Below are 25,435 nucleotides of genomic sequence, written 5' to 3'. Positions count from 1 at the left end.
GCATGTAATGCAATATGTGTTATTGTCGTTCATATATCCCATACAAGGAGGACGACATGGCACCACGATACAGGGTAACCTTGACCAAAGAAGAGCGGCATGAGTTAGAGGCCATATCAACTAAGGGCAAAAGAGCTGCTCGCACAGTATTATATTCTCGGGCATTACTGTTACTTGACGCAGGAGAATACGGTCCCAAGTGGTTAGTCGAAAGGGTTGCAGAAGCTCTGGGGATTACCTCTCGGAGCCTCGAACATTTAAAAAAACGGTTCGTCGAACAAGGTCTTTCTGCTGCCATTGAGCGTAAAGAACGGCAGACTCCTCCACGCGAGATCCAATTTGGCGGTGATTTTGAAGCAAAACTTTTGGCCTTGGCCTGTTCACAGGCACCTGAAGGTAGAAGTCGGTGGACAGTTCGGCTTTTGGCTGAAAAGATGGTCGAGCTAAATATTGTACCGAGTGTTTCTCCGATGACCGTATGTAACACTTTAAAAAAAATGAACTTAAACCTCACCAAAGCAAGTATTGGAAAATCCCGCCGGACCAAAACGCAAGCTTTATAGCAGCGATGGAAGATGTTCTTGAAGTTTATGCGCGCTCGTATGATCCCAGATTTCCGGTGGTGTGTATGGACGAATCGAGCATGCAACTGATCGGGGAAGTGCAGCAACCGATTCCTGCAGCGCCAGGTCATCCTGTTCTTATGGACGACGAATATGTTCGCAATGGAGTTGCCAACATATTTATGGAGGTTGAACCGCTCGGAGGGAAGCGAAATGTAAAAATTACCGAGCGTCGGACCCAAGTTGACTGGGCATACTTCATCAGGGAAATGCTTGAAGAGCGGTATCGGGACGCTGAAAAGGTGGTCCTCATCATGGACAATCTCAATACTCATGCAATATCCTCATTGTACTGCGCTTTTCCTCCTGAAGAGGCCAGGGATTTAGCGAATCGATTGGAAATACATTACACACCGAAGCATGGAAGCTGGCTCAATATCGCTGAGATTGAACTCAGTGTGTTAAAGCGACAGTGTCTTGCAGTTCGAATCGATTGTATTGAAAAAATGCGAGCAAAGGTGACGGCCTGGAATAATGACCGAAACAACCGGCAAACAAAGGTGGACTGGCATTTCAAAACTGTTGACGCTCGCATCAAACTGAAACGGTTATATCCGAAACTTTAAACTGTACTATATACTAGTATGGAAGAGACCATCAATATTGGGAATGCCTTTTGAGAAGTGTCGATTCCATTATCAGGATCAAGATAGGCTTTCACTTTATGATCCAGGGTATTCCAATCAAGCATATTGGCCATGTGTTATTCCTTTATTTCTGCGCAACAAAGTTGTGTAACGGTTTAATCAGAATCCCGGTTTTTGGGGCCCGCTGAATTTGATTGTTGGTCGATCCAGTCTTCGTATTCATCAAACACACCTATGAGTGGCCCATCAGAGAGAGAGTGGTAAACTTCCAATTTGCAATATTCGATTTCCTCTCCATTATTCTGTCTGACAAAGATATCTTCACTATCAACGATACCGATTAATTCGCATGGATTTTCCGGGTTTCCATATTGGTCGATTCGATTTGACCATGTGACAATCAAATGTGCGCCATTGCGATCATATGCTTGTAATTTGTCGATTACCCCCTTTTGTTTGGACTTGTTGAAAAGTCGTCCTCTGATGACACAATTGTTGTGGGCGGGAGTCATCAGGCCAGGGTGAACTAATTTGCTGAGTACGAGAGGTTCGTATGATGATTCCTCGTTTCCGTCTCGGATGTTAACGTCAGGATTTGATGCCGTGACAAACGCTTTCAATGCCTTGCCGTAAGCTGCTGGCTTCTCAGACTCGATTTCAAGGCGCTCGGAGAGTGTTTCAATGAGCTGATGGACATCACCCTCGGAGGTACCAGTTACGGCATGAATTGCAGAAAGTGGGGCCTTGATTGCGCTTGGTGTCAAGCCCGAGACCATCACCGGCGCAAAATAGCGCTTTGCTCCCCACCTCGCACCTAATTCAAACATCACATACATAGATCGGATGCTCTGAGGACTCAGTAGCGCTATAAATGCCTTTGCCTCAAATACTTCTTGCCTAAGTTGTTCGTCAGAATTCGTTCCCGCTGGGAGTTTATAGCCGTCAACGCTTGTGCAACGGATATCTTTTGCGGATAGGGGAAGGGAGGCTCGCAAAAGGTCTATAAATGCCTCTGCAATGAGCTTGTCTGCGCTGCTGTGACTAACGAATACTTTCATGGATTCCTCAAAAGATTGGAGACCTTGGCCGAGGTCTTTCTAAAGGCAACATATTTCCACTATATCATCCCTACTCCTTCTCAAATCCCTGACTGGTGAACTTCAGCGTTCGGCTGTTTTCGGTGACGATACGGACCACATTGTCTGGAACCCCAGCAGGAATCTCAGCGGATATCTCCAGGGTCACTGTGACTCTGGCCCCGACCAGGCCGGAGAGGTGGGCTATAACCTCCTCAGCGACCTTTCCAGCATCACGACCGACCCTGGTGGCATCTAGGTCGACTGTGCCATAAAAACGTCGTGGCGAGGGCTTCTTGGGATTTGGAGGGGTAACCGGGTCAGGGCCTGGGCCGGGTGGCCTTTCTCTGTCTTTTTCGTCCTCTGGAGGTGGGGGTGGTGGAGGTATCCTCTCTGCCTCTATCTGTTTTAACGCTATCTCAGGTTTTACCAGCAATCCCTGGATATCATTGCTCGTCAGCGGTATTAACTGCATCGTCCGTAAACCGCGATATCGCTGTTCAACCTCATCAAAGCTCTCAGCATAGGCAAAGGAATCTTTCTCCCAGGTCATCAACACCAAGCCGGATTGAATCGCCGAAATCAGTACTCCCGGGCTTTTCAAGCGCGGTAGATAGGGGTAGCGGGCGAAATCCTCGACAACCTGCCTGACGGGGACATTATTCCCTCGCCATAGAGGTATTCGGTCCAGTTCCATCCGCAGTAATGTGGGGGCAAAGCTCGTGATCATCAGCTCATCGTTCTTGAGTTTCTTGCTGGCCCTGACCGCAAGAGCGTCCTGGCCGGTGAGACGGAATGCCTGCCACTCGACGGCCGCCGCAGGGGTCTTCTGAGTCGGCACCAGCAGCCATTGATAGGTTTCGGGCAAACGGGCCTTGACCGCTCCGTCGGCCATGGATTTCTGAGTCTCTGCCTGTTTCACCTGCTGCGGGTCGAGATTGAGGGGGGTGACCTTCTCGGCCAGGATCGAGTCCCAGGCGAGATACTTCCGGACTGCTTCATCGAGATCCTGCAATCGGGTTTTATCGGCGGCGAGGAAGATCAGCGTATTCCGATAGAGTCTCGGTGTATTGCCACGGGATTCGAATATCGCCTTGGCGGCAAGCTCTGCCGGGCTAGACTGTTCTTTACTGTACGGATAGTCGATCCCGAGCACCACCAGCCGGGCATCGGTATCATCGGGAACCTCCTGGCCGGAATGCGGCATGGGATGGATACGGCTGAAATCGCCCATTTCCCGCAGATTTTCCCGGAGGCGGTTGTTGAGTTCCTGGACGATCTTATCCGTATCGCGCTTGAGTTGTTCGGCCCGATCATCAGCAAGCTTGGTGACCGTGGGCTGGGTTGAGTACCAGTAGCGTGGACCATCCTGGTAGAGGTAGGTGGCCACTCCCGCCAGGCGCCGGAGAGCATCGCCAAAAATCGCAGGTGATTCGCCTGGAATGACACATCCCAGCTTGACTCTTCTATCTTCAATACCCCGGTGTGCGGCCTGGGTGAGTGGCGCCGAGCCCATATAGATGGTCCGGGCAACCCGCCGGCAGGCCGCAAACTTGCCGAGATTCGGCACCTCGCCATCCACCCGCAGGGGCAGAGAATTTGGGCCATCCACATCCTTTTCGATGACCGGTACCCAGTTGTCAGTCAAATACCGGGTCAATTCGAATTGCACCCTGGGGTCATCGATAGAGATATTTGCCGGCATGATCAGCGGGTTCTTATCACCCTTTTCCCACAGGCTGTGAATAACGGCCGCCATCAGACGCAGTACCCCTCGGGTCCGCTGAAACTTCACCAGGGTCGACCAGTCGGTATAGAGCCGGTCAAAAATCTCAGGATGGATCGGGTAGGCGGCTTTGATCCGTTTTTCATATTCAGAGTCCCGGCATTCCGGGGGAAACTCCGCCGACTGGGTGCGGTAGAGTTCGGCAAAGCCCCGGGCCACCACATCACGATCAATGAATTGGGCAGGATTAGCCAGCGGCTCAAACAGCCGGCGCCGGACAATCTCGAATCCTTCCTCGGCACTGGCAGGCCGCCACGACGATTCGATCCGGCCGACGACGTTGCGCAGGCGGTCAAGGGCCTCCCGACCTCGCTGACCCCCAACCTCGACATCATCAGCCTGTGTATGGGGTGAACCAGAGGTATCGGAGGCAGGAAGACTGATCACTAGTAGGCAGTTCCCGGCCAGCTTGGCTGATTCGGTCAATACCTGGGCAAAGGTGAACTGGGTCTCGAATCCACCGGCCGGCAGATCACTCTGGTCGTGCAGCTGCCGGGCATAGGCGACCCACTCGTCGATCAGGATCAGGCAGGGGCCGTATTCGTTGAACAGTTCGCGTAGGACATCGCCTGGGCTGGTGGCCTTCTCGTCATCCTTCTGGATGCGGGCATAGGCCTTCTTCCCGCCAAGCTGCCAGGCCATTTCACCCCAGAGGGTATGCACGACCGTGCCGTCCGGTTTGGTCGAGGGATTGCCGGGGGAAATCTTGTTGCCGACCAGGACTACCCGACGGGCCGACGGTACCGAGGTCGCTTCCGCCTCGTGCATCACCGCATCGATCCCGGGCAGTTCATTGGGACTGATGCCGGAAAAGAGGTGATAGAGGGCCAGCATCGAATGGGTCTTGCCGCCGCCGAAATTCGTCTGCAGCTGGACCACGGGGTCGCCGCCCTGGCCGGTGATGCGTCGAACGCCACCCACCAGCATCCCTTTGAGACTCTCGGTGAGATAGGTGCGACGGAAGAACTCCACCGGGTTGCGGTACTCATCGGTCCCCTCACCAAGATGAACCTGCCAGAGGTCAGCGGCAAACTCGGCCTGTTGGTACTTACCACTGGCCACATCCTTATGGGGAGTAACGACCTCCCGCCAGGGCTTGAGATTCCCCGTAGCCGCGCTCTCGATAGCCGTGCCGGCGGTTTTACGTTTCTCACTGCGCACCTGCTCATCAAACCGCAGGCGCAGCAGTTCCATCTTCATCTTCTCGATCTCGTCGGCTTGGGGAGCGGAAACGGCCGCCAGCAGCCTTGAGGCCGAATCCAGGGCCCGATAGGTGTTGTCGCTGGTGAAGGATTCCTGGTGCGCCCATTTATTGCGATAATCACGCAGCTCACTGACCAGGCTCCTTTCCGTATGCCCAAGAGTGAGACGAAAGACAGTATTCCAGGAATCCCACATCAGTTTTAGCAAGACCGCCACGTCCCACTCGGCCATTGGTTTATCGACATTAATGCGATCGTCGCCGACAAATTTCCGGATCTCCTCCGCTGCCCTGTCCTTGTAGATATTCCTGTACTCGCGTTCGGCAAAAGGCCCGAGGCCGTGCTTGAGAAATTCCAGCGCCTTGCCGACCCGCTCGTGGTTGGTGATAGCCATGTCTGCTCCTGTTAAAACAGATTGGGTTGTTCAGGTTTTTTGGGTGTATTCGCCTTTTCTTCGCCGGCAAGCCGAGTGATCTCTGGCCAGCTCTGTACCAGGCCGTTATAAGACATGGCCTCGCTGGTGCGCTTCTTGCGCTCACAGAGGGTGTAGAGACGGTAGCAGAGTTCACGGGCGGTTTCGGCCTGGCTGCCGAGTCTTGCGACCAGAACTGCGGCAGCGCCTTCACCCCCGACTTCGAGGGCGCGGATCAACTGGTGGACCATCTCCCAGACGGTGAGGCGGGTGTCGGTTCCGGGATCCCAGTCGGCGGGTAGTTCGGCTGGTTTTAACAAACGTACCTTGCCGGCTTTAGATACCACAATCCCGGCTTCGACAAGGCCGGCCACGGCGGTATTCCTAGAAACAGAGAGCTGCTCAGCCACCCCGTACTCACCCTCTGCAAAACCGACCTGCTCGAACCAGGTGAGCGCCCAGCGGCTGTCGGCATCGAAGTCGCCTTCCTGCTCGGCCAGGGCCTCGTCAAGTGTCTGGTTGATAAGAGAGAGGGCTTCGCGCACGGTGAGGGCCCTACCCTCGGCGTCGAGGACTTTGGTGTATCGGGTATAGACTGCCATGCCCGGGCCAATGGCTGCCTGGGCTAAGTCCACTGGCGCAATATTGCCACGCTGTAGATGTGTCAGGGCTTTTGGTAACTCTGTTTTCAGTGTGGTGAGAAACTCACGACGGGTAACAATTAGCATGTTGGTGGTGCGTTTGTTGCAGACGATGACAATGCTAGAAGCGAGCGCATTGGAGTCATTGCCTATTACCCGGCCTTGTTTTTCTGTTCGCAGAGGCCATGTACCACTTATAGCAAATCCTGCCTCTATGATGGCGGCCAAGAAGGTGTCCCAGCCGGTATTGGTTGTACCGTCCACTCCGTCATCCTCTGCCTGTTTGAAGGCATAATAGATGGTGACCGGAAAGGTCGGATTTGTCTGCTCGACCAGACGGTGCATCGCCTGCGTCATGCCGGAGAGGAAGAAGGCTTCTGCCTTCATTTTACCACCATGCCGGTATGGTGAGGCGATCAGTTCCTCGGCTTTGGGCACTGCGAGGGTGGCGAAGAGTTCTGGGAAAACGAGCTTCAATGATCGGCGTAGCCAGACATAGAAGAAATCTGAAAGATCTGCGTAGCCAATATTGTCATAGTAGGGAGGATCAGTGGAGACAACCTTATGAGAGGATATCGTCTGGCAGTTTGCATCAGCCTGATTCGCGAATCCAGGCAGTCCATTACCTAGTGCCTCGAATCCCTTGACTTGTCGTTCAGACAGGTTGTTGAAACTTCCAGAGGAATAACAAAAGGGATTGCTCTCTGCATAATCCCATACCATTGGAATTGCTTGTCGAGCAAAGACAGCACGCATTTGGGCATTTGCAGAATTCCATCCGCATACAGATGACGAGTGGTTTGCAACCTGATTCACTAGAAACGCTAAGTACACCCCTGCCGAATCGGCATACGCCGTGGCATTAGTGCCTCCTTCACAAAGAGTTTTGCCATCATCAGGCAGGCCGGCTTTTATGGCGTCGTTTCTCACCCGCTCTCGCATTTCCTGCACCAGGTCGGAGAAGGTCGCAAGTGCCACAAGTTGGCGCGGGGTAAAGAGGTCGCCAAATTTCGTCATCCCGTACTCGACCACATTAGTACGGCCTGGCCAGTGACAAATGTCGACCTCCGGCCTCCACAATGGTTTTGCAGAATCTGCTATGGATTCGATATCCTCCGTTGGCGGCAGGTAGACACGTCCACGTTCCCCTTCAGCGACAATGGCCATCAACCGATTGCCTATGCGTCCGGCTCTGCCTTCTGCGCGAAGATAATCAAATGGCATAGGGGTTTCCGACATCAAGCAGAGAAAGCAGCTGTGACTTCCTCCGGACTTACTACCTCTCTTCACCACTTCCACATTTTTGGGCTTGCCTACCTTTACAGTAAATCGGTAGCCGCCGTCCTCGATCACCGGCTCAACATATGCCTCCTTGCCAGCCTTGGTCGAGAGCATAAAGTTCGAGGCCAGCGGTACATCCACATCGGCAAAGGCCGGATTGGGACTCTTGACGGTCCGTGCCCAGATCCAGGCGATAACAGTGAGCTTCTGCCCAACATATTTCTTCAGGTCCGGCCGTTCCTGTACAATTGCCGCAGTGACCTCAATCTTGGGGTAGAGATGCCCGATGCGTTTCTCGGCCTCATCGCGCATCAACTGCCCATAGTACCGCACATCTTCGGCTAGGCCCTGCGCCCCACCCCATTTTCTCAACGACTGCTCCGCCGAAGATGTACCCTGCCAGTCGGGATTCACCGGCGGTATGCCGGCAAACTTCGGCGGGATCTCAATCATCGCCTTGTTGATCAGCACAGCCACCGGATTGAGGTCCGAGGCATAGCTTTCCAGCCCTAGGCGTTGTGCTTCCAGCGGGAGGGCGCCGCCACCTGCAAAGGGATCATGAAAGGCGGGCAGCTTATGCCGATCAAAGAGTTCCTTGGCTCTGGGATGATCGGCGTTCTCGGCACAGGCTCGCCGCCAGCTCTGCCAGATCTCGTCTCGCGCCCTCTGTATGACCACCTCGTTGGTGGTGTTCTCCCACTGCACCAGATCCTCAATGATCTTGAAGAGCCGCTGACGTTCCTTCTCCTGGGCCTTTTCTGTTGGGAAAAGGTCCGGGTAGGCCGACGGGTCGTCCACCATCTGTGCAAAGATGACCGCACGTGCCGCCGCCAGCGGTCGCCGCGCCCACCAGAGATGCAGGGTGCTGGGATGGCCATGGCGGATCGATTTCTCCCGGGCAGCGGCTGTATTAATCGCGACAAGAGGCAAAGCGACCTCGATGAGTTTCTTCTTCCTTTTATCCATCGATATCCTCTTTTATCCTTTTTCGTTACAGGGTGTTTTTTATGATTATCGGCGCCACAGCGGTAGTTCCCGCCAATCGGTGGCAAAGCCCATAGCCACGGGATCGATCCGGGTTGCGTCTTCGATGAGATGCCGCAATCGTTCTGGCCATGTGGTTCCGGGGCTGATCAATTTCAGTAGGTACCCCAGCATGATCACTGTATTGGCGATGTACCGGTCACGCCGGGTATTGAACATCAGAGCCAGTTCCTTCGGCTGCCTGGGTTGGGACATAGTGATAGTCAGTCGCCGGTTCCACAACCGGCCATGATGGGCGGTGATGTTACGGACATGGGTGAGATGATGCATGAATGACTGCAGGATGGCCTCGTCGAGGTTATACACTCGGGCAAGCGTTTGGCGGTCGCCACGTTTCTTGAGGTTCTTGTACCAATGGGAGAGCTGACCGAAGGACATCACTTCACTGACCGCCCAGATCGGAGGTAGTTCTGGCTTGGTATAGGTAGCCCGGTAGTGCTCGATGAAGGGCTCCTTGCTGCGGGCGACCTCCTGCTCCAGGCTCTCCAGAAGCTGCCGGTGGATATCGTTTCGGAAAAAATGGGCCGCATCCAGATAGAAATGACTCCCGTAACGGATCCCCAACTCGTTGGCAAAATGGGCGCGAAAAGAAACCTCGATGCGCTCGATGGCCTCCAAGATAAGAAGCCGGAACTTTCGGTCGAAGACATAGAGATCGAGTACATCGTTAAAGGTGGTACCGGGTTGAAAGCGGTGGTCCGCTCCAGCCGGTTCCGGGACTTCGAAGGGGATCCAGTAGCCGCGCAATCGGAAATAACTGATATTGGAGAGATAGCGGGCAGCCCGAGCACGATCCGCGACGATCATGCCTCGGGAGAGAAGAAGGACAATCTGTTGATCGATGGAAAGGGGAGGTTTGCCGTACTTCACTCAAACTCTCCAAAAAAGTAACCCGCCGGGGTGCGCATGCAGGTTTGCACCTGCAGAGGCGTGGCGGGTGTTGTTCGGTGATATGTATCGGTACAATAGCATTATCAGTTCAGTTTGTCACTGGGTTCAATGAATTTTTCTTCATTGCTTGCTACTGTTTGAATTCACTATCCTGTGCGGCTTGCAGTGCAGGTCGGATGGAATGAGTGGTTAAACTTGGGCACTGCATCTGTACGCAACACGAATTCGGCGCAACTCAGCATTGAAGCTGGCAGTATCTGTTGCGTCGAGATTAAGCAAAAATGCGCACTTGTTTCCAAGGCCGTTGAACGAGGTGCCCACTACTAATGCATCATTTCCATTCTTCAACCAGACACGGTCATGTACTTCTTCCTGATGGAAAACTTCGAGTTGGATGTCGCGCGTTGCGCAAAGTTGATTGAACCACCTGGCAATGCTGGCCTTTTGATACTTTTGTGTTCTAAGTCCGATAAATAGCTCAATCTTCTTTAATGACTGCGGAAGAAGCCTTTGAAGTGAGTTTTTGTAGTCGACCTCGGAAATTACCCCGGAATTCTTTATGAAAAACGGGTCCGCAATAGTGATTTCGTTTGGGTTACCCATCCAATCAGAAAGGTACTTGACTCCTTTTGCTCTTTCCGAGGTGCCGCGTCCCGTCATTAAACTTATATTGTCGCCATCCGAATTGGCCATGCGGCATAAGTCAACTGGTCGGTCAAGCAGACTATCAATCTTGTGTTCGATGCTGCGTAAACGATACTTGAATTTCTCATCCGAGAACGGGTAGAAAATTCTGAACCTACGGATGGCTCTATAGGCATCCTCGCGACTTTCGTTCTCCCTCAGTTCATGAATGAGGGACTCCAAATACCGAATGAGGTGTTCTTTGCTGTGCATGGAATTCCTATGGGTAAGGGCAAAGAGGTTTAACAATTTATTCTACCCAAGAGAGGATGAAGAGGGACATGCATTGGCCTTGCCAGATATCCTCAGTCATATATAATTCCAAGATTCCTCTCCGCTGGAGACTGCCATTCAATATTGTACTCCTCTCTGAGGATTCTTTTCCTGACTGTCCAGAAGGTGTGGCAAAATCCCATATCATTTTTACCGGGATGATTTTCCATTTCGATCTCCGCTTCATAAGCGGGAATTTCGAAGTTGGCCTCTTTCATGATTTTGTCGATCTTTCACTGGATCTGTTTTTGTATCCGCTTGATTGCTGTTCTGGGGCTTCCTTTTACGTTTTCATAATATTCTGATTTTTAGCTTAATTACTCCGCTATAGTTCGGATGGCATATTTATGATGCCTCCCCGGCCCTGGCCAACAGCTCGGCGAAGTCATAGTTGACACTGGTCACTCCAAAATCAGGTTCCCTGCGGAAGGGGTTACGCAGATAATGGACCTTGTGCTCGTTATCGCCGAGGAACTCGACAATGGCCAGGATGAAATCGTCAGGCTTGTTCAGGGAGTAGAGGATCTCGTTGCGGGTGACGGTAAGGGTTTGGGCGCCGGAGATACGGCCTTTGACTTCAACAAATCTCAACCGACCGGTATTGGGGATACGACTTTCAATGTCATAGCCGAGTTTTTCTAATTCACGATCAGTCGGCTCATATCCGAGACTGCGTTCGACCTCCATGATTACAGCTCTTGCTGCAGCTGCGGCAGCCTGGGTGTCATGTGACTGGGGCGGCGATCCTTCAGTTCTCCCTGCCATGAGATTGATGAGTCCGATAGGGACGACCAGGAGGCCTCCTATCACGACCGGCGGCAGCGGGGATATCTGGGCCTCGAGCTTGAGGTCTTCAAGTCGTTTCTGCAGACGGGCCTGCAGGCCATCAGCCCGTTTTCTGGCCTCGCCGGAGTTGAGCCGGGCATTGACCTTGCCGGCCTGCTCCAGCAGCTTGAGTTGCTCGGCGCGATGGTCCCAGTAGGTAATCTCCTTGGTGAGGCGCTCTTTGACAGCGGCCTCGGTTTTGCTGATCAGGTTAAGGCGACCGTCACGCACCTCCGCAAGGTGCTCAGGCACTACGTGGGCAATCGCATACCCTTGGGCCTGCTGTTCCAGTTCCCGGCCGATCCAGCTGCACTCTGGTCTGGCGAGAATCTGCTCAATCTGCGGTTCGGAAGCGTGTAACGGTCGGTAATCGAGATACGGGGCGTAATGTACATGCCGGCTTGTACCGTCCTTATCAAGCTCTACGTACATCATCCGTTTGGAGATGACGCGTCTTTCCCCTGTCCTGGTGATGCCGGCATCCTGGATGGCATGTTCGAGATAAAAGAGCACCCGGGGCTGGGTGCCATGGTCGCGCTCATCGACCAGAACGGAACCCCTTTTGAGCAGATCGCGATGCCTCTCCAGGGTCAGGTCGATCACCGAGTCGAGCAGCGGGTGGCCGGGGCAGACAAAGGCGGCAAGAGGCTGGCCCTGAGGGTTGACGAGGTCTTTCTCGAAGGTGATACGCTCGTAGCGGGGAAGGACCGGCTCTCCGATACCGATCAACCGGTCACGGTTTCTGATGGGAGCAGGCACATGAGTGATCTCATAACGTCTGGGCTCTCTTTTTCTATCAGTACCCCCGAGTTTCTGAAAGGCCTCCCGAAAAAAAGACTCGATATAGTGGGGCTGCAGTCGTTTAGCATCGGCACGCTCCATGTCTTCACGGATGGTGCGAATTCTGCTGGCATCCATCGCATCATGGGCCAGGGCATGGTCTTCGAGCAGGTCGCGTAGCTGGTCCCTGTCGAGGGCCTGGTCAAGGACGGTGGTGAGATAGGCCTTGACCTCGGGCTGTTCGCCATAACGGATGGCCTGGATGAGCAGGTCGCGCAGTGCTTTGCCCTCAAACTGGAGCTTGCCGAGGACATCAAAAACCTGGCCGCCGAGGGACTGCCGGGCCTGCTCCAGCTTATCGAGCAGTTTGCGGTAGACATCACCTTCCCGGGTCTCTTCGGCTACGAGGTTCCACAGGTGACAGACCTCGGTCTGACCGATACGGTGGATCCGGCCGAAACGCTGTTCGAGACGATTGGGGTTCCAGGGCAGATCGTAGTTGACCATGAGATGGGCGCGCTGCAGATTGATACCCTCGCCGGCGGCATCGGTGGCCAACAGGACCTGGACCTCAGGGTCATGCTTGAAGGTCTCCTGGGTCTTCAGTCGATCCTCACGGCCAATGGCGCCATGGATAACCACCACAGCCGATTTCCGCCCCAGCAGGGTCGTTATCCTATTCTCCAGATAGTTGAGGGTGTCGCGGTGCTCGGTGAAGATTACCAGTTTTTGGTGGACGGACGGCTTGTGTGGCGGAATCTTGCCGGCCCCATAGGGAATGACCGGTTCCGCGACAGAATTGGCTGCAGGGGTGGAGGTGAAGATCTCGTTGAGCAGGCTTGCCAGCTGACACCACTTGGTATCGGTGCCGGCATTTCGCACGCTGAGGGCGATAGCCTCAAGTCCCTTCAGGGTCTCGATCTCGGCCTTCAGTTCCTGGAGAGAGCGAGCAGCCGTGGCCTGGTCAAGGATTTCCCCTTCGGCGGTCGCGATCTCATTATCCGGTGCATCTTCGAGGTCCTCGACATCTTCAGCATCCAAAATCGGCAAATGAGAGGAAAGGATGAAAGGTAACTGGCCGCCACGCTGCAGCACCTCCAGTTCCCGCAGGCGACTCTCCAGCCGTTCCCTCCGGCGGCGGAGTGACTGATAGATGGCCTCGGGAGAGGAGGCGAGGCGTCTCTGCAGGATGGTCAGGGCGAAACCGACTGTCCCGGCGCGCTTGTCATTCTCCAGGGCCTCGGCCCGGTTGAACTCCTCGCGAACGTAGTCGGTCACCGCCTTATACAGACGGGCTTCGTCCAGTGAGAGCTTATACGGTACGGTATAGGCGATACGCTCGGGGAACAGGGGGGTGCCGTCAAACTTGAGCAGGTTCTCCTTGACCATACGGCGCATCAGGTCGGAGACGTCGGCAGAATGGACGCCATCCCGGAAACGTCCTTCAAAGCGGTCTCCATCGAGCAGGGCCATGAAGAGCTGGAAATCAGTCTCCTTGCCGTTGTGCGGCGTCGCTGTCATGAGCAGGAAGTGCCGGGTGAGGGTCGAGAGGAGTTGACCAAGCCGGTAGCGTTTGGTGTATTTGGCCTCGGTGCCGAAGACGGTCGCCGACATCTTATGGGCCTCGTCACAGACGATCAGGTCCCAGCGGCAGTCCGGGGCCTGCAGTTTGTGCTGCACCTCCTCATTGCGCGAGAGCTTATCCAGGCGGGCGATGATCAGGTTCGTCTCGAGGAACCAGTTGCCGGTCCGGGCGGCTTCGAGTTTATCATTGGTGAGGATCTCAAACGGCAGGGAGAAGCGGCGATAGAGCTCATCCTGCCACTGTTCAGCAAGACTCCCAGGGCAGACGATCAGGCAGCGCTGGAGGTCACCTCGGGCAATAAGCTCCTTGATAAACAGGCCGGCCATGATCGTCTTGCCGGCACCAGGATCGTCAGCCAGTAGGAAGCGGAGCGGTTGCCGCGGCAGCATTGATTCATACACCGCGGTGATCTGATGGGGCAGGGGATCGACCAAGGAGGTATGGACGGCAAGGACCGGATCGAACAGGTGGGCGAGATGGATGCGGTGTGCTTCGGAGACGAGGCGGAACATGGCCCCGTCCCCATCGAAACTCCAGGGACGGCCCTGCTCGACCAGTTCAAGTCGAGGCTCATCACTGCGATACAGCAACTCGTTGGCGACCTTGCCGTTGGGGGCCTTGTAGGTCAGTTCCAGGGCCTCGGACCCGAACCACTGGACATTGACGACGGTGACCAGGCTGTCGGGCAGCAGGCCACGTACGGCGGCATTGGGTTTCAGGTCTTCGAGACGGATCATTTTCCCCCTAAATCCTCGATCAGTTGTAATATTAGTAGATTCTTCAACTAACTGCTGAAAAACAATGAAATCAAGGATTGTTTGTACTCAAGGAGGTTTTCTTCCAGTTTTCGTGAACAGAATACCACTTTGTGATAGGCGATAATGTTCGAGTCGCCACTATCGAGGCAATTCAATATTGTCAAACATCGACATGATTATTTTAGAGGTCTCACTATTATCTTGCGGCTTGATTTCATTATCTATTTCATCACTCTCATCGAGGGGTTGGACGCATAGTGGGCCTGAGAAAAGGCTCAATGGAATATTATTTTTTTTGCACCATATTTTTGCCGCCTGCCGTATCATCTCAATCTCACTAACCATATCTCCGCTCAGCATGGTTAATGCTTCCGCTGTAGATTTTTTCTTTTGATAATCAAGATTTTCATGTGAACCACCTGCGGCAAGCCAACCTTTACAAAAGGCACATGCTGCGCTTGATTTCACCGTCGTGACTAGGAGCTTGTCCGAGAATAACGACTTAAAGCAGAGTCCGTTGCGCAGCCTAACCATAAAAAGAGTAGCGTAGAATGCCGCCAAGAGAGATTAAGAGGAATATGCACATACAAAATCTCATGGAAGAGATTTTCGCCTAAATCTCGGTCAATTCCAACTCATTATGCCATATTTGCCACTAAATTCCCTGATTCCGAACGTACCACTCCTCTCAAAATGGCTTTCATTATCTTTTTAAGGTTATGTACAGTACACACGAGGGAGAATTCACCACTTGTTTTTCCATGCCCTCTGACGCTGAATCCTCGGAAGCCGGTGTTCTTTATCTGGCCGAACACCGGCTCCACAATTACTTTTCGTTTCTTGTAAATTTCTTTGGAGGATTTTTCCTCCATTTTGGCATTCATCTGTTGACGTAACGGCTCTTTGTCGTCCGTGTTTATGGTTCTGGCTTCGCCTTTGGCTGATTTACAACACCTGCTTTTATAGTCACAATCGGCACAAACATCTGGGGAACCCTGGTATGTCTTTTTGCCGGCTTTAGATTCATTTTTAAGCTCCAGGATTTGCCCACCGGGACATGTAAAGCAGTCATCCTGTGCATTATAGATAAAATCTGCTTTTGTGAGGTTACGGTTCGAGTCGTCCAAGGAGACCTTGTTCTTCTTCTCTCCTTTGTCGGTAGCAACATATGCATCAAGCTCAGGGACGGTTAAGGCCTCAAGATTATCTCCTGACATATAGCCATTATCAGCACTCAGTTTGGATGGCAGAGTGCCGGTTGTTTCCTGCATATTTCTCAGGGCAGGCTCAACCTCATTTTTGTCGTTCGCATTCAGGCTGAGATGTTGCGCAACAATAATCTGGTTGTCTTCGTCTACACAGATCTGCCCATTGTACTGATAATCAAAGCTGCCATTTTTGCCCATTATGCGAGCTTCTTTATCTGCAAAACTGATTTGCTTCTTGCCCTCAATTTCTTGGCCGGGATGGATTGATGCTTCGCGTTTCTCCAAAGCTTCCTTGGCTGCTTGTATTTGCTTGAGTCTCTCTTCTTTATGCTTTAAATCTTCAGGAATTTCATAGCCGGTTTGTTCTTTATATTCCTTGTCTTCTTCCTCATCGCACCTATTGGCTTTTTCGATAAGGGAGTCTACTTCCGCCATTAATTCCTTCTCTTTTTCTTTGAGACGATTGTAGCTCATAGCTTTATGTTTAGAGGAATTGGCCTTGAATTTTGAGCCGTCCAAGCTCACATGGCCAAGAGATGCAAGCCCCAATTCCATTGCCAACAGAACACTTTGCTTAAAGCATTCATTGAAATAAGCGGCGTTGTTTTTCCTGAAATCGCTTATCACCCGGAAATTGGGGCAATTCATCTCGCTGATATACATAAAAGACAGGTCTTCATTACATCTTCTCTCTATTTGTCTTGAGCTAAAAACGCCGTGATTATAGGCATATACCAGGATCGAGATAATCAACAGGGGATGATAGGCATTTTGCCCTTTCTGGCTGTACTGACTTTCCAAACTGGTGGTGTCAAGCTGTTTGAATATGTCTTTATACAGGTAGCATTCATGATCATCAGGTAGCAGATCAAAAATATTGCTTGGAAACAGCAGTCGCTGATTGAACTCTATCGGACTTTTCTTGAAGGGAATCGACATGGAAAACCTCTCTCTTATTTGAATAGAGGCAATTTACCATAAAAACAGAGAAAAACAAACAATTACACTGAAATTACATCATGTTATGACATAAAAACAGGCACTTTATTTAAGCTGTATCCATTGAGCTCGAACCGTCATGCTAACCCGAACATCTCACCAAGGGCATTCTCGGACAGCCTCCTAGGAAATCCTTTATCGCCTCGAACATGAAATGATTGTAAATATTCAATGCCTGATTTATAGCGAGAGCGGCTTTTTTGTTTTCATGATCTTTGGTAGCATTCTCCGCCAGGCGGTATATCTCTTCTTGATCTCCTCTGTTTATCGCGGCGATGCTGGCCACGGCTCTCTCTTTTGCTCCCAGGTCCTGATAGATTTTCTTCGATATATCCATGATGCCTCCTATTTGCGGATCACCGCGGCTTCGAGTGCTATTAACCTTTCTTTCAATTCGTCGATCTCCACCACCCGGGCAAGAGTGCCGACTGCGGACACCATCTGCGCCGCCACATCCGGAGATAATCTTCCATCAGCTGCGGCCTTGATGAAGGTATTGGCGAGGTCGCTCATGCTATCCGTCACCGGTATCTCCACTTGTATTGGTGCCGACTGTGCTTTTATCGGAGGACAGAGGCGGTCAATACATACCTTCAGGGCCTGCATGTCTCCTGCCTTAGCAAGTTCGATGATCGTCCGAACCAACACCTCGGCTTCGTTGTCGAACAGGGCTTGGGCCAATATCGTGGCCCTATTTTTTGCGCCTTTTGGCTTCCCCGCCGGGTTGCCGGACTGTCCTGGCCTAAACCGCCCCGCCTGTACCTGCCCTGAATTTTCAGTCATTTTCTTCCTCCTCAATGAAGATGTACGCATATCGAGGGCCAGCACATCGATAATGACGAACAGGTCCTGCCGAAGACCATGATGCCCGGCGTATGCGTTCCACTTTCAACGACAGCTGCAACCAGGCCCCCCGGTCCCGCAAAGCTCGGAGTGTTCGCTGTGTTGGTGTCATCAGAACGGCCCATCAGTGTATTTGAACTGCTCGCCGGTGTCGGGTCGCCGATCCGGTAATAGTTCCGGTTGATGTGCCGGCTGCTGCCGTGCCGGTGGTTGTGGTTGGTCCTGCTGCCGGTCGGTGTCGTCGGCCCGGTGGATCTCATGCGCAACAACCTGCCAGCCGGTCCGCTGCTGCCCGTTCTGGTCGGTCCATGAGGTCGCCTGGATATGGCCGCGGCACTCGACCCGGTCGCCAGGATTGAGGGTGGTCTGTTCTGCAATGCTCTTGAAAGCAACGGTCCGGATACGCTCCCGCCAGCACATCACCGTGAAGGCAACCATCGGGGTGCCGGTCTTGGTCTGTATTCGGTCGAACCTCTCGACCGTGCCGGAAAATCGAAACTCGTTCATGTCCTTCATCGGTGGGCCTCTCAGTGTATGACAAGATTTTGATCGAGTTCCCGTCCTTTTTCGGTCGCCAGGTCATGTCGGACGATCTCAAGGGCTATGGCCAGTTGGGTGTTCACGTTGGTGTCAACGGTTGCGGTCACCAGGGTCATGGCAAGCCTGAGTATCTCAACCTGCAACTGCTCCGAAGTTGCGGATTTAAGCGCCACGACAGCCCGGCAACTGATCCTCTTCAATTCTTCGTCGGTCACGCTAATAGGGGGTTTAGTTTCGACATGGTGTGGTCTCCTCTGGGGTAGTGGGTAAGTCTTGGTTAATGTCTGCCGATGTCTGCCGACCCATCGCGGCAGGGGGCCAGATACACCGTGCCGGCCCTGCCGCTATACGTCGCCAGCCTTCCGGAAACTCACCTTCCGCCTGATAGAGACAACCCGGCACCAGCTCGTTCATGATCTCGATCACCTCCAACCGTTTACAGTCCCGGCATGGGGTCGGGACATTCACCCTGGTATTTCTATCATCACTGGTTGCTACTGCTACTTCTGCTACAGTTGCTACATTTTCAGGTTCTGTCGGTGGATGTGTAGCAAGAGTAGCAAGTGTAGCAGTAGCAAAACGTTCAAACTGATTTTTTACTCGGTCTCTGAGTGACATGTTATTTCTCCAGTAATGCCGGGTTCACCTCTACCAGTATCCGCCGACCATCCTTCACAACCCGAACCCGAGCCGCATCAACAAGTTCCTCCAGTGCTGACTGGAGAGCCTTTCTATCTCTGGTGCATCCCGGTCCCCATTGCTGAATGTTCCTGGTAGATATCCTTGAAACCCCGTTCTCTCGACAGTACCGAAGTATCCATTCATCAAGCTTCAGGGCGTTTGTCATCGCAACCGGCAGGGCGATTTCACCCAAGAACCGCCGGGCCTCGTACAAATGCCAGGTGATAACACTTGCCGCTGCTTCCATGTGATCGATCCCGACATGCCCGGCAGGTCCATTCTCGAAAACATGGAACAGCCCCGCCAATCGTGCGGCATTGTCAGCCGCCTTGCTCGCTACATCACGAGTTTCAGCCATATCCCTACCCGGCCTCAGCTCTGCTTCCACCTCATCGTGAAAGGCAACCCATGCCGCCTTTGCCTCCGGGGAAAGCTCAAGCATATCTGGGGACAAGTTACCGAACTCATCAAACGACAGGGGAGAATCCAGTAGCGATCCGAGCCGCCTATGGAATTTCTCCAGATGTGGCCAGTGATGGGGCGGATCTCTAAACAACCTGGTGCCTTGGGTGGATTCCGGCCATGCAATTAGAAACCGAGCAAGCCATCCTATCCCTCTTGCCAACCCTTTGGAGGAATCAAGGAAGGCCCTCACTGTCTCGCTTTGAACTGCTAGGCCCATCGTTAGCCTTGCACCCTGAATTACAAAGGAAGGACCAGTTTTTCGGTCTATCGTCACTCTCTCGGCCCCCCACAGTGAATTGAGAAGGGCCATGTTCCGCATGGCTGAATCTTTACCCATAGCGTGCCCACCAAAGACGATTCCGGCCTCTGATGACAGTACCCCGCCAACAGGCCAGCCATGCGCCAGCCTGAAGGCCAAGGCCTCGGGAGTGGCATCGCCAAACAAGACGCGTGGTATAGTCGGTCCCTCGGGTTGATTTGCTTCAAGGTCTGTCAGATTTGTTTCGAGGGTCTCAGTATCTTTTCCATTCTTCGCAGTATCCTTGATCGCCGTTAAGATTCCGGCCTTCCTTGCCTCCCATGTTTGATTTTCTGCCGCGAATCGCTTCAGGTCGACCTTCATTTCATCGGCTTTTTGCGTCTCCCAATCCCGAATGGGTCTTGAAAAAAAATCATCGACTGTGGATTTCCGTTCTCCGCTATCGGCAATCGCCAGACAGTAAAGGCTTGTTGGTCCTTCCAGCCGTTCTGATCGTCGAATATCGGCTAAACCTTGGACAACGGTGGAGACCGCAGACAGGGCGGAACAAGCCGCCAATGCAACTGGGCACTGCACGAAACCCACAACTTCCTTGACGGCCTCTCCGATGACCCCCGGTAATGCTTCAAGGGGATAAGGATCAGGTCGTTGATTCACAACCAAAGAAATTGGCTCCGGCCATTTTGCTACTGCTACACTTGCTACAGTTGCTACAGTTGCTTGTCCTGAATTCTCGAAAAAATCCGGTCCAAACTCGACACCAGCACTTGAGGAAGACGAACCAGGCTGGCAATACTTTTCTCTCGCCGCCTTCAGCGCTGCGTCTCGATTGCCGTGATGCTCGTAGTAACAGAACAGGTCGAAGGTATCGCCGAATTTTCCTACTGTTGCCGCGTCGGATTCATGAGAAGAAACCCACCGGCCATCTTCTTTGATTGATACGCCGGGGGATCCGCTCCCAGAGTTCGGTGAAAGATAACGGCCCCTGACTTTCTGGTATCCGTAGAGTTCAAGGACATCTTCAAGCGGATTGGCCATGTTGTATGCCTGTATCGGGCTTTCGAATCCAGATGCACGACGCTCTTCTGCTTTTCGTCGGGCTTCCTCTCGTTGCCGCCGGCGACTCTGTTCTTCCTCGATACGAAGGGTTCGCTTCGCGGTAAATTCGTCGCCAAAAGCCCTTATGGGGTCAAGAGTCTCGCCATGTTCAATGTGATAGTCGTAAAACTCACCGCGGTTCGGCAAGTAGCATAACTGGCCCGACAACTCGCTCTTGTGGTCAGGCTTTATACCTGCTTTTTCCAGCCGGTCGTTGAGGATCTGCGCTGCCGATTCGTGATCTTGCCAAGCCAACAGATTGGCATACTCAACTATTACGCGGCATCGCTGATTTTCTGGGGTGGCACTTCTTGACGTATAGACGAAAAATTTCGTTCCCGGCGGCAGTATCTCCCGCAATGTTTTGGCCACACATTCGATATTGCATTGGACATAGTCGAGGTCCGCCCATACAAAACCGAATTGGCCGTTTTCCTGCTGAGCCGCATAGTTCCTGGTTTTCTCGGTCGAGGGAATAGCCCACCTTGCTTCCGGTTTAGGCACACTCTGGGGGTCCAGAACCATCGCCTCGATTTCTTGAAGACTGATACCAGTGTACGCCTGCTGATTAGGCGAGGGCTTGTTTGTGTGAAATTGTCCGAATCCGGAACAGAATTTCAGCGCATCGGAGTTCATCGCTTTAGTCATTCCGCCACCTCCCGAGGATCGCCTCGACCAGGGGGATCGGAAGCAATCCGAGGACCGCCATGCGAACCAGCACCCGATTGATCCACCGGCGGATGGATCGTTGCCATACGGGGAAAGATGTGCTACATTGTGGGTGTCGATTGTGTTTGGTTTTGACGCCGACCTTCTGGGGGCAGGAGACCGGCGTTTTGTTTTTTGCCATCGGCGCCCCCTCACATTCCTGTAAAGGTTCGCTTCTCGATAAAATCTGCAAGGTCCTGGAGTCTGTAACGAACACACCGACCCACCTTGACGAATTTCAACGGATAGCGTTGCGTCGTCCGCCATGCCTGCAAGGTCTTGGGAAGGACTCCAAGCAATTCCGCCGCTTGTTCCTGAGTTAGAAGTTTGTCGGTAGCTCTTGCGTTTTTGATCGTTTCCATTAGGCACCTCCAATTAGGGTTTGTTGATGCCTATGATTATACGTCTCTTTTTATGAAAAACAATGCAATTTCATATAGTTAAAGAGTATGGCAGGGGGGTAAAAAGAGGGTAAAAAGAGGGTAAAAGGGGGGTAAAAAGGGGGGTAAAAAGGGAGGAGTTATTTTTTCTTTTTGGACGTTTGCCAGCGGGCGATTTCCTCGTCGGTGGTTACTGGCTTACCGGCTGGATTTGTGACGATGATAAGGCCTCTGTCGTCCCGATAACTCACGACCGTGTCCCATGAGGCCACTTTAAGCGCCTCCATAATTTCTTTTCGTCCGGTGCGGAAAGTTGTTCCGATCAGTTGGTCAACCTGCTTCTTTGTCTCGGACCAGACCATATTGCCGTCTACAAGCAGGCCGTGCTCTTTTTCGAAACGCTCAACCTCTTCCAGCATGATATAGTCTGGTCGCTTGAGATTATCCAAAACTACACACAGGTCACGGCGGCCATTTAGCAGCATCAAATCTTCGTTCTCCTCTGTCCAACTAAAAGGGGGCGCCTCAAGGAATACGTCTTTACCGGTAGTGTTTGAAGCAAACTTCTTCCACCTCTTCAGTTGGCCATTTTCAAGGTAATGGTTGATTTCTTCTTGTCGAATCGAGTACTTCTCCCATTCTTTTGCGAGTTGATCAGCCGTGTACCATTTTAGCCTTGGTTTCGCCATTTTTGCACCCTCACAAATAATCCCTGGAAACAATCACCGGGCAGGCCGTCAGGGTTTACGGCTTTTCGGGGGCCATCCTATCCCGGTGACAAACTTCTCAGCTACTCTTTGCCGCTGGCCGCCCGGCGCAACTTGACAACCTTTGCTGGCGCAGTCGCTGCCGACATCATCGCCGACGCTGCCTTCTCCATCGAAGACCGTACCGGGTCGAGGTCGAGACGTGCATAGATTTGTGTTGTGGAAGCGCTCTTGTGGTTCAGGCTCTTGCCGATGACAGGAAGAGAGGCCCCGGTCATGGCTTGCCATGATCCCATCGTCCGCCTCAGGTCGTGGATTCGTGCGCCCTCGATCCCGGCTGCCTTGCAGATACGCACCCATGCCTTCCGTGGTTCGACAAAGTGTCCGCTCTTCAACGTTTCCCCTTCCCGAGCCCGGCCCGGAAAAACGAAGAGCGAGGAAATACGTTTCCGGCGGTCCTGAAGGATCTCCATTACTGGTTCCACCAAGGCGACAGTCTGTGGAGTGCCATTCTTGGTCCTGCCGATACGCCAGGATGCCGCGTCAAGGTCGATATCGGACCATTGCATTGAAAGGACATTTGCCCGGCGGGCTCCGGTGAACAAACTCACAAGGAAAAAATCGCGGGCGGTGCCGCTTGGCTCTTGCGCCAATGCTTCAAAGAATCGCCTCAGTTCATCACCGCTTAAAAACCTGTCTCGTGATTGTTCGGTGAATCGCCGGATGCCGATACAGGGATTCGTGCCTTCCCATAGTCCAAACTCAATCCCTCTGCCGAAAACGGATGACAGAAGGGAGAGAAGGCGGTTTGCTGCCGTTTTCGCTTCCTTGCCGACCTTGGAATGGAGTGCAGCAATATCCTTCTTGGTGATGTCACTTAGGCGTTTGTTGGCAAACTTTCCGAGATACTGGTCATACTGTCGCTGATCTTCTCGCCAGGATCTTTTATTCACTTTTGCATGGCGGGTCATATACTGCTCAAATAGCCCGCCAAAGGTCATCTCTTCCCGCTGAGAACGAAGGGTGTCGTTCGGGTTCTTGCCGGCGCCCATATCGGTCTTGATTTCCCGCGCCTTCTTCCGTGCCTGTTCCACTGTGTATTCCGGGTAAGTGCCAATGGTCACACGTACAGGACGGCCTTGAAATTTACGATATAGCTGGAAGGTCCGCCGGCCGTTGGGGGTGATTTGAAGTAATAGGCCGGATTCTTTTTCGTCGTAAACGTACAGGCGCCCGCTCTCCGGTGATACCATTCTCTCGATTGCCGCCTTAGTGAAATTCACCTTTTCTTGAGTCATCTTGAGCCTCTGTTCGTAAAAAGGTAGCACCATGGTAGCACCAAGGCCGGGGGGCAGATTTCTGTCAGTGGGTCGTTCAGGTGCTATTTCGGTGCTACCCCGGTGCTACTTTCTAGGTCGATTTTTACTGTTTTTAGTCATCCTCCATCAAGGTCAGAGTATATGTAAATGATTGTTTTGTCAATATGTATAATGATTCATCATTGACGGTAAATATGCTGACTCCGAGATTCGTAATCAGTAGGTCTGCGGTTCGAATCCGCATATTGGCTCCAATAAAATCAAGCACTTATCGTTAATTCGATAAGTGCTTTTTTGTTTTTGATATTGATTTCTATGCTATTTCTATAAAAGAAAATCGCAATATAGGCAAATGTGCGATTTTTTGATTTTTAGATTCATGTTTGGTACTGTGTATCATGCTTTTTGTAGGAGGCAAGTATTCCTTGAAATCGATTTAATATGGGTTTATTCAATTAATAATCAATGATAACAAATAGATGGTGACTAGCATGGACGAACAGAGTATGGACGAACAATTGGTTGTTGTTAAAATTGAATCAGATAAAAAAATTGCTAAGATTCAAAAGGGTCACAAGAATCTTGAGAAGGATGATGATAAATTAGTTGAAGAGGCATTCGGGAAAATTCGTAAAATCTTGTTTTCAATTATCTTCCATGTGGACCAGAAACTGCGGTTTAAGAATGGCTTTCAGCAGGAGACAGGCGCTAATTGAAATTGATGTTCTTGCTGCTATGGCACTTGGCTTAGATTTAAATGAATTGTGTTTGGTATATCGTATACATTTTCCAATTTTACGCGAAAATGAAGCTGACACCTGGTATGACCAAAACGGCCGAATTGTTTTCACCAATTCCAAGGGGTTGACCGGTGTTGGTTTCACTCGTCCAGAATGGTATGAAATCAAAGACAAGCCATCAGGAACCTTCTCCCGTATCGTTCTCGACGACACCATGCCCGGCGGCCCGGTGGAGCGAACTATCACCTATACCGCCCCCTTCGACCGCTGCGACCGGGAAAAAGATTATGAAGTGGTCTGGGCCGAGTTTGAGCGGAGGTTTGCGGGATGAAAAAAGGCGGCCGGTACAAGACCAGTGGACTTATCGAAGACAGCTTCCAGCCGGGATCGCGGGGGCGGGTGCTGTTGAATAAGCTGGGGATCACCGGCAAGCGGGCCATGGATGAACTCGAGGCCCGTGAGCAGCTCCGCGCCCTCAATGGATTTCTCGAAATCTACGACCGGGAGCACTGTTTTACCGCAGCGGACATCTGCCGGATGCACGAGGCCTGGCTGGGAGACATTTATGAATGGGCAGGAAAATATCGCCAGGTCAATATCAGCAAGAGCAATTTTACCTTCGCCATGGCTCGTCAGGTACCCACGCTTATGGAGCAACTCGAGCAGGGGCCACTCAGAGAATTCACGCCGTGTCTGTCACCAGTGCAGGAAGAGGCGATCCACGCCATTGCCGTCGTCCACACCGAACTTGTGCTCATTCATCCTTTCAGGGAAGGGAACGGTCGGCTGGCCAGGATGCTCGCCGTTCTGATGGGGTTGCAGGCCGATTTCCCACCCTTTGATTTCAGCGTCATCACGGGAAAAACCCGGCAGCAGTATTTCGCCGCGGTGCAGGCGGGGCTGGACTACAATTACCGGCCCATGGAAGATATTTTCAGGGCCGTTTTGGCGGGGACACTTCGGCGGGGGGAGTAGAAGTCCGAGTGTTGTCGAAGCCCAGCGCTCTGGCAGCGGGCTTGCCCGCCCCTTCGACGGCGCTG

The 25,435-nt window shown here is 52.4% G+C and carries 21 protein-coding genes and 1 tRNA gene; 5 read left to right on the top strand and 17 right to left on the bottom strand.

Going from position 1 to position 25,435, the window contains the following annotated elements; translation table 11 throughout:
• Nucleotides 1-56: 56 nt before the first annotated feature.
• Nucleotides 57-1,189, top strand: a protein-coding gene (locus ACWGKN_RS07855; RefSeq protein WP_424254284.1) for an IS630 family transposase whose coding sequence is annotated in 2 segments (ribosomal slippage) — nt 57-486 and nt 486-1,189 — 1,134 coding nt in all. Because the reading frame shifts where the segments join, the coding sequence is not laid out codon by codon here.
• Nucleotides 1,190-1,365: 176 nt separating this feature from the next.
• Here ACWGKN_RS07855 and ACWGKN_RS07850 read toward each other — a convergent pair.
• The 17 genes from ACWGKN_RS07850 to ACWGKN_RS07770 all read right to left on the bottom strand — a co-directional run bounded on the left by ACWGKN_RS07850 (nt 1,366) and on the right by ACWGKN_RS07770 (nt 23,634).
• Complete coding sequence (locus ACWGKN_RS07850) at nt 1,366-2,268, bottom strand: toll/interleukin-1 receptor domain-containing protein (RefSeq protein WP_452095008.1); 903 nt, start codon at nt 2,266-2,268, stop codon at nt 1,366-1,368.
• 70 nt (nt 2,269-2,338) lie between these two features.
• Nucleotides 2,339-5,668, bottom strand: coding sequence for a Swt1 family HEPN domain-containing protein (locus ACWGKN_RS07845; RefSeq protein WP_452095007.1), 3,330 nt, complete (start codon nt 5,666-5,668; stop codon nt 2,339-2,341).
• Nucleotides 5,669-5,679: 11 nt separating this feature from the next.
• Nucleotides 5,680-8,574, bottom strand: coding sequence for a DUF1156 domain-containing protein (locus ACWGKN_RS07840; RefSeq protein ID WP_452095006.1), 2,895 nt, complete (start codon nt 8,572-8,574; stop codon nt 5,680-5,682).
• Nucleotides 8,575-8,619: 45 nt separating this feature from the next.
• Nucleotides 8,620-9,522 carry an Abi family protein gene (locus tag ACWGKN_RS07835; protein WP_452095005.1) on the bottom strand — a complete coding sequence of 301 codons (903 nt, stop codon included), beginning with the start codon at nt 9,520-9,522 and terminating at the stop codon, nt 8,620-8,622.
• A gap of 210 nt (nt 9,523-9,732) precedes the next feature.
• Nucleotides 9,733-10,440: a hypothetical protein gene (locus ACWGKN_RS07830; protein WP_452095004.1), complete on the bottom strand. Its 708-nt coding sequence runs from the start codon at nt 10,438-10,440 to the stop codon at nt 9,733-9,735.
• A gap of 92 nt (nt 10,441-10,532) precedes the next feature.
• Entirely contained in the window at nt 10,533-10,718 is a 186-nt protein-coding gene (locus tag ACWGKN_RS07825; protein ID WP_452095003.1) for a hypothetical protein, read from the bottom strand.
• 127 nt (nt 10,719-10,845) lie between these two features.
• Nucleotides 10,846-14,427 (bottom strand): helicase-related protein, encoded by a 3,582-nt coding sequence (locus ACWGKN_RS07820; protein WP_452095002.1) that lies wholly within the window; start codon nt 14,425-14,427, stop codon nt 10,846-10,848.
• 159 nt (nt 14,428-14,586) lie between these two features.
• Nucleotides 14,587-14,916, bottom strand: a complete 330-nt coding sequence (locus tag ACWGKN_RS07815; RefSeq protein ID WP_452095001.1) for a hypothetical protein — start codon at nt 14,914-14,916, stop codon at nt 14,587-14,589.
• A 170-nt stretch (nt 14,917-15,086) separates the two neighbouring features.
• Nucleotides 15,087-16,595, bottom strand: a complete 1,509-nt coding sequence (locus ACWGKN_RS07810; protein ID WP_452095000.1) for an IS1182 family transposase — start codon at nt 16,593-16,595, stop codon at nt 15,087-15,089.
• Between the two features lie 142 nt (nt 16,596-16,737).
• Nucleotides 16,738-16,992, bottom strand: a complete 255-nt coding sequence (locus ACWGKN_RS07805; protein ID WP_452094999.1) for a hypothetical protein — start codon at nt 16,990-16,992, stop codon at nt 16,738-16,740.
• An 8-nt stretch (nt 16,993-17,000) separates the two neighbouring features.
• Nucleotides 17,001-17,438 (bottom strand): DUF5681 domain-containing protein, encoded by a 438-nt coding sequence (locus ACWGKN_RS07800; RefSeq protein ID WP_452094998.1) that lies wholly within the window; start codon nt 17,436-17,438, stop codon nt 17,001-17,003.
• A gap of 171 nt (nt 17,439-17,609) precedes the next feature.
• On the bottom strand, nt 17,610-18,014 hold the full coding sequence (locus tag ACWGKN_RS07795; protein ID WP_452094997.1) for a single-stranded DNA-binding protein: 405 nt from the start codon (nt 18,012-18,014) through the stop codon (nt 17,610-17,612).
• Nucleotides 18,015-18,025: 11 nt separating this feature from the next.
• Nucleotides 18,026-18,253 carry a hypothetical protein gene (locus ACWGKN_RS07790; RefSeq protein ID WP_452094996.1) on the bottom strand — a complete coding sequence of 76 codons (228 nt, stop codon included), beginning with the start codon at nt 18,251-18,253 and terminating at the stop codon, nt 18,026-18,028.
• Nucleotides 18,254-18,657: 404 nt separating this feature from the next.
• Nucleotides 18,658-21,189 (bottom strand): YfjI family protein, encoded by a 2,532-nt coding sequence (locus tag ACWGKN_RS07785; protein ID WP_452094995.1) that lies wholly within the window; start codon nt 21,187-21,189, stop codon nt 18,658-18,660.
• 212 nt (nt 21,190-21,401) lie between these two features.
• Complete coding sequence (locus tag ACWGKN_RS07780) at nt 21,402-21,611, bottom strand: helix-turn-helix domain-containing protein (RefSeq protein ID WP_035227341.1); 210 nt, start codon at nt 21,609-21,611, stop codon at nt 21,402-21,404.
• 158 nt (nt 21,612-21,769) lie between these two features.
• Entirely contained in the window at nt 21,770-22,318 is a 549-nt protein-coding gene (locus ACWGKN_RS07775) for a hypothetical protein (RefSeq protein ID WP_452094994.1), read from the bottom strand.
• Nucleotides 22,319-22,419: 101 nt separating this feature from the next.
• Nucleotides 22,420-23,634 (bottom strand): tyrosine-type recombinase/integrase, encoded by a 1,215-nt coding sequence (locus tag ACWGKN_RS07770; RefSeq protein WP_452094993.1) that lies wholly within the window; start codon nt 23,632-23,634, stop codon nt 22,420-22,422.
• Between the two features lie 179 nt (nt 23,635-23,813).
• On the opposite strand from ACWGKN_RS07770, the gene ACWGKN_RS07765 reads away from it, so the two are divergent.
• The 4 genes from ACWGKN_RS07765 to ACWGKN_RS07750 all read left to right on the top strand — a co-directional run bounded on the left by ACWGKN_RS07765 (nt 23,814) and on the right by ACWGKN_RS07750 (nt 25,370).
• Nucleotides 23,814-23,909 (top strand) — tRNA-OTHER (locus tag ACWGKN_RS07765).
• A gap of 237 nt (nt 23,910-24,146) precedes the next feature.
• Nucleotides 24,147-24,371, top strand: a complete 225-nt coding sequence (locus ACWGKN_RS07760) for a hypothetical protein (RefSeq protein ID WP_452094992.1) — start codon at nt 24,147-24,149, stop codon at nt 24,369-24,371.
• Nucleotides 24,340-24,726, top strand: coding sequence for a hypothetical protein (locus tag ACWGKN_RS07755; protein ID WP_452094991.1), 387 nt, complete (start codon nt 24,340-24,342; stop codon nt 24,724-24,726). Before ACWGKN_RS07760 ends, ACWGKN_RS07755 begins: the two co-directional genes overlap by 32 nt.
• Nucleotides 24,723-25,370 carry a Fic/DOC family protein gene (locus ACWGKN_RS07750; RefSeq protein ID WP_452094990.1) on the top strand — a complete coding sequence of 216 codons (648 nt, stop codon included), beginning with the start codon at nt 24,723-24,725 and terminating at the stop codon, nt 25,368-25,370. Before ACWGKN_RS07755 ends, ACWGKN_RS07750 begins: the two co-directional genes overlap by 4 nt.
• Nucleotides 25,371-25,435: the final 65 nt, after the last annotated feature.

The organism is Desulfoprunum sp. (assembly GCF_053613775.1).
Note: the sequence above shows the minus strand (reverse complement) of the source record. Positions and strands in the feature narration are given on the sequence as shown.

What these genes read in the sequence shown, in the direction of transcription:
- ACWGKN_RS07850 (WP_452095008.1), bottom strand. Translation starts at nt 2,268, where the DNA reads ATGAAAGTATTCGTTAGTCACAGCAGCGCAGACAAGCTCATTGCAGAG.
- ACWGKN_RS07845 (WP_452095007.1), bottom strand. Translation starts at nt 5,668, where the DNA reads ATGGCTATCACCAACCACGAGCGGGTCGGCAAGGCGCTGGAATTTCTC.
- ACWGKN_RS07840 (WP_452095006.1), bottom strand. Translation starts at nt 8,574, where the DNA reads ATGGATAAAAGGAAGAAGAAACTCATCGAGGTCGCTTTGCCTCTTGTC.
- ACWGKN_RS07830 (WP_452095004.1), bottom strand. Translation starts at nt 10,440, where the DNA reads ATGCACAGCAAAGAACACCTCATTCGGTATTTGGAGTCCCTCATTCAT.
- ACWGKN_RS07825 (WP_452095003.1), bottom strand. Translation starts at nt 10,718, where the DNA reads ATGAAAGAGGCCAACTTCGAAATTCCCGCTTATGAAGCGGAGATCGAA.
- ACWGKN_RS07820 (WP_452095002.1), bottom strand. Translation starts at nt 14,427, where the DNA reads ATGATCCGTCTCGAAGACCTGAAACCCAATGCCGCCGTACGTGGCCTG.
- ACWGKN_RS07810 (WP_452095000.1), bottom strand. Translation starts at nt 16,595, where the DNA reads ATGTCGATTCCCTTCAAGAAAAGTCCGATAGAGTTCAATCAGCGACTG.
- ACWGKN_RS07805 (WP_452094999.1), bottom strand. Translation starts at nt 16,992, where the DNA reads ATGGATATATCGAAGAAAATCTATCAGGACCTGGGAGCAAAAGAGAGA.
- ACWGKN_RS07800 (WP_452094998.1), bottom strand. Translation starts at nt 17,438, where the DNA reads ATGACTGAAAATTCAGGGCAGGTACAGGCGGGGCGGTTTAGGCCAGGA.
- ACWGKN_RS07795 (WP_452094997.1), bottom strand. Translation starts at nt 18,014, where the DNA reads ATGAAGGACATGAACGAGTTTCGATTTTCCGGCACGGTCGAGAGGTTC.
- ACWGKN_RS07785 (WP_452094995.1), bottom strand. Translation starts at nt 21,189, where the DNA reads ATGACTAAAGCGATGAACTCCGATGCGCTGAAATTCTGTTCCGGATTC.
- ACWGKN_RS07780 (WP_035227341.1), bottom strand. Translation starts at nt 21,611, where the DNA reads ATGGAAACGATCAAAAACGCAAGAGCTACCGACAAACTTCTAACTCAG.
- ACWGKN_RS07775 (WP_452094994.1), bottom strand. Translation starts at nt 22,318, where the DNA reads ATGGCGAAACCAAGGCTAAAATGGTACACGGCTGATCAACTCGCAAAA.
- ACWGKN_RS07770 (WP_452094993.1), bottom strand. Translation starts at nt 23,634, where the DNA reads ATGACTCAAGAAAAGGTGAATTTCACTAAGGCGGCAATCGAGAGAATG.
- ACWGKN_RS07760 (WP_452094992.1), top strand. Translation starts at nt 24,147, where the DNA reads ATGGACGAACAGAGTATGGACGAACAATTGGTTGTTGTTAAAATTGAA.
- ACWGKN_RS07755 (WP_452094991.1), top strand. Translation starts at nt 24,340, where the DNA reads ATGGCTTTCAGCAGGAGACAGGCGCTAATTGAAATTGATGTTCTTGCT.
- ACWGKN_RS07750 (WP_452094990.1), top strand. Translation starts at nt 24,723, where the DNA reads ATGAAAAAAGGCGGCCGGTACAAGACCAGTGGACTTATCGAAGACAGC.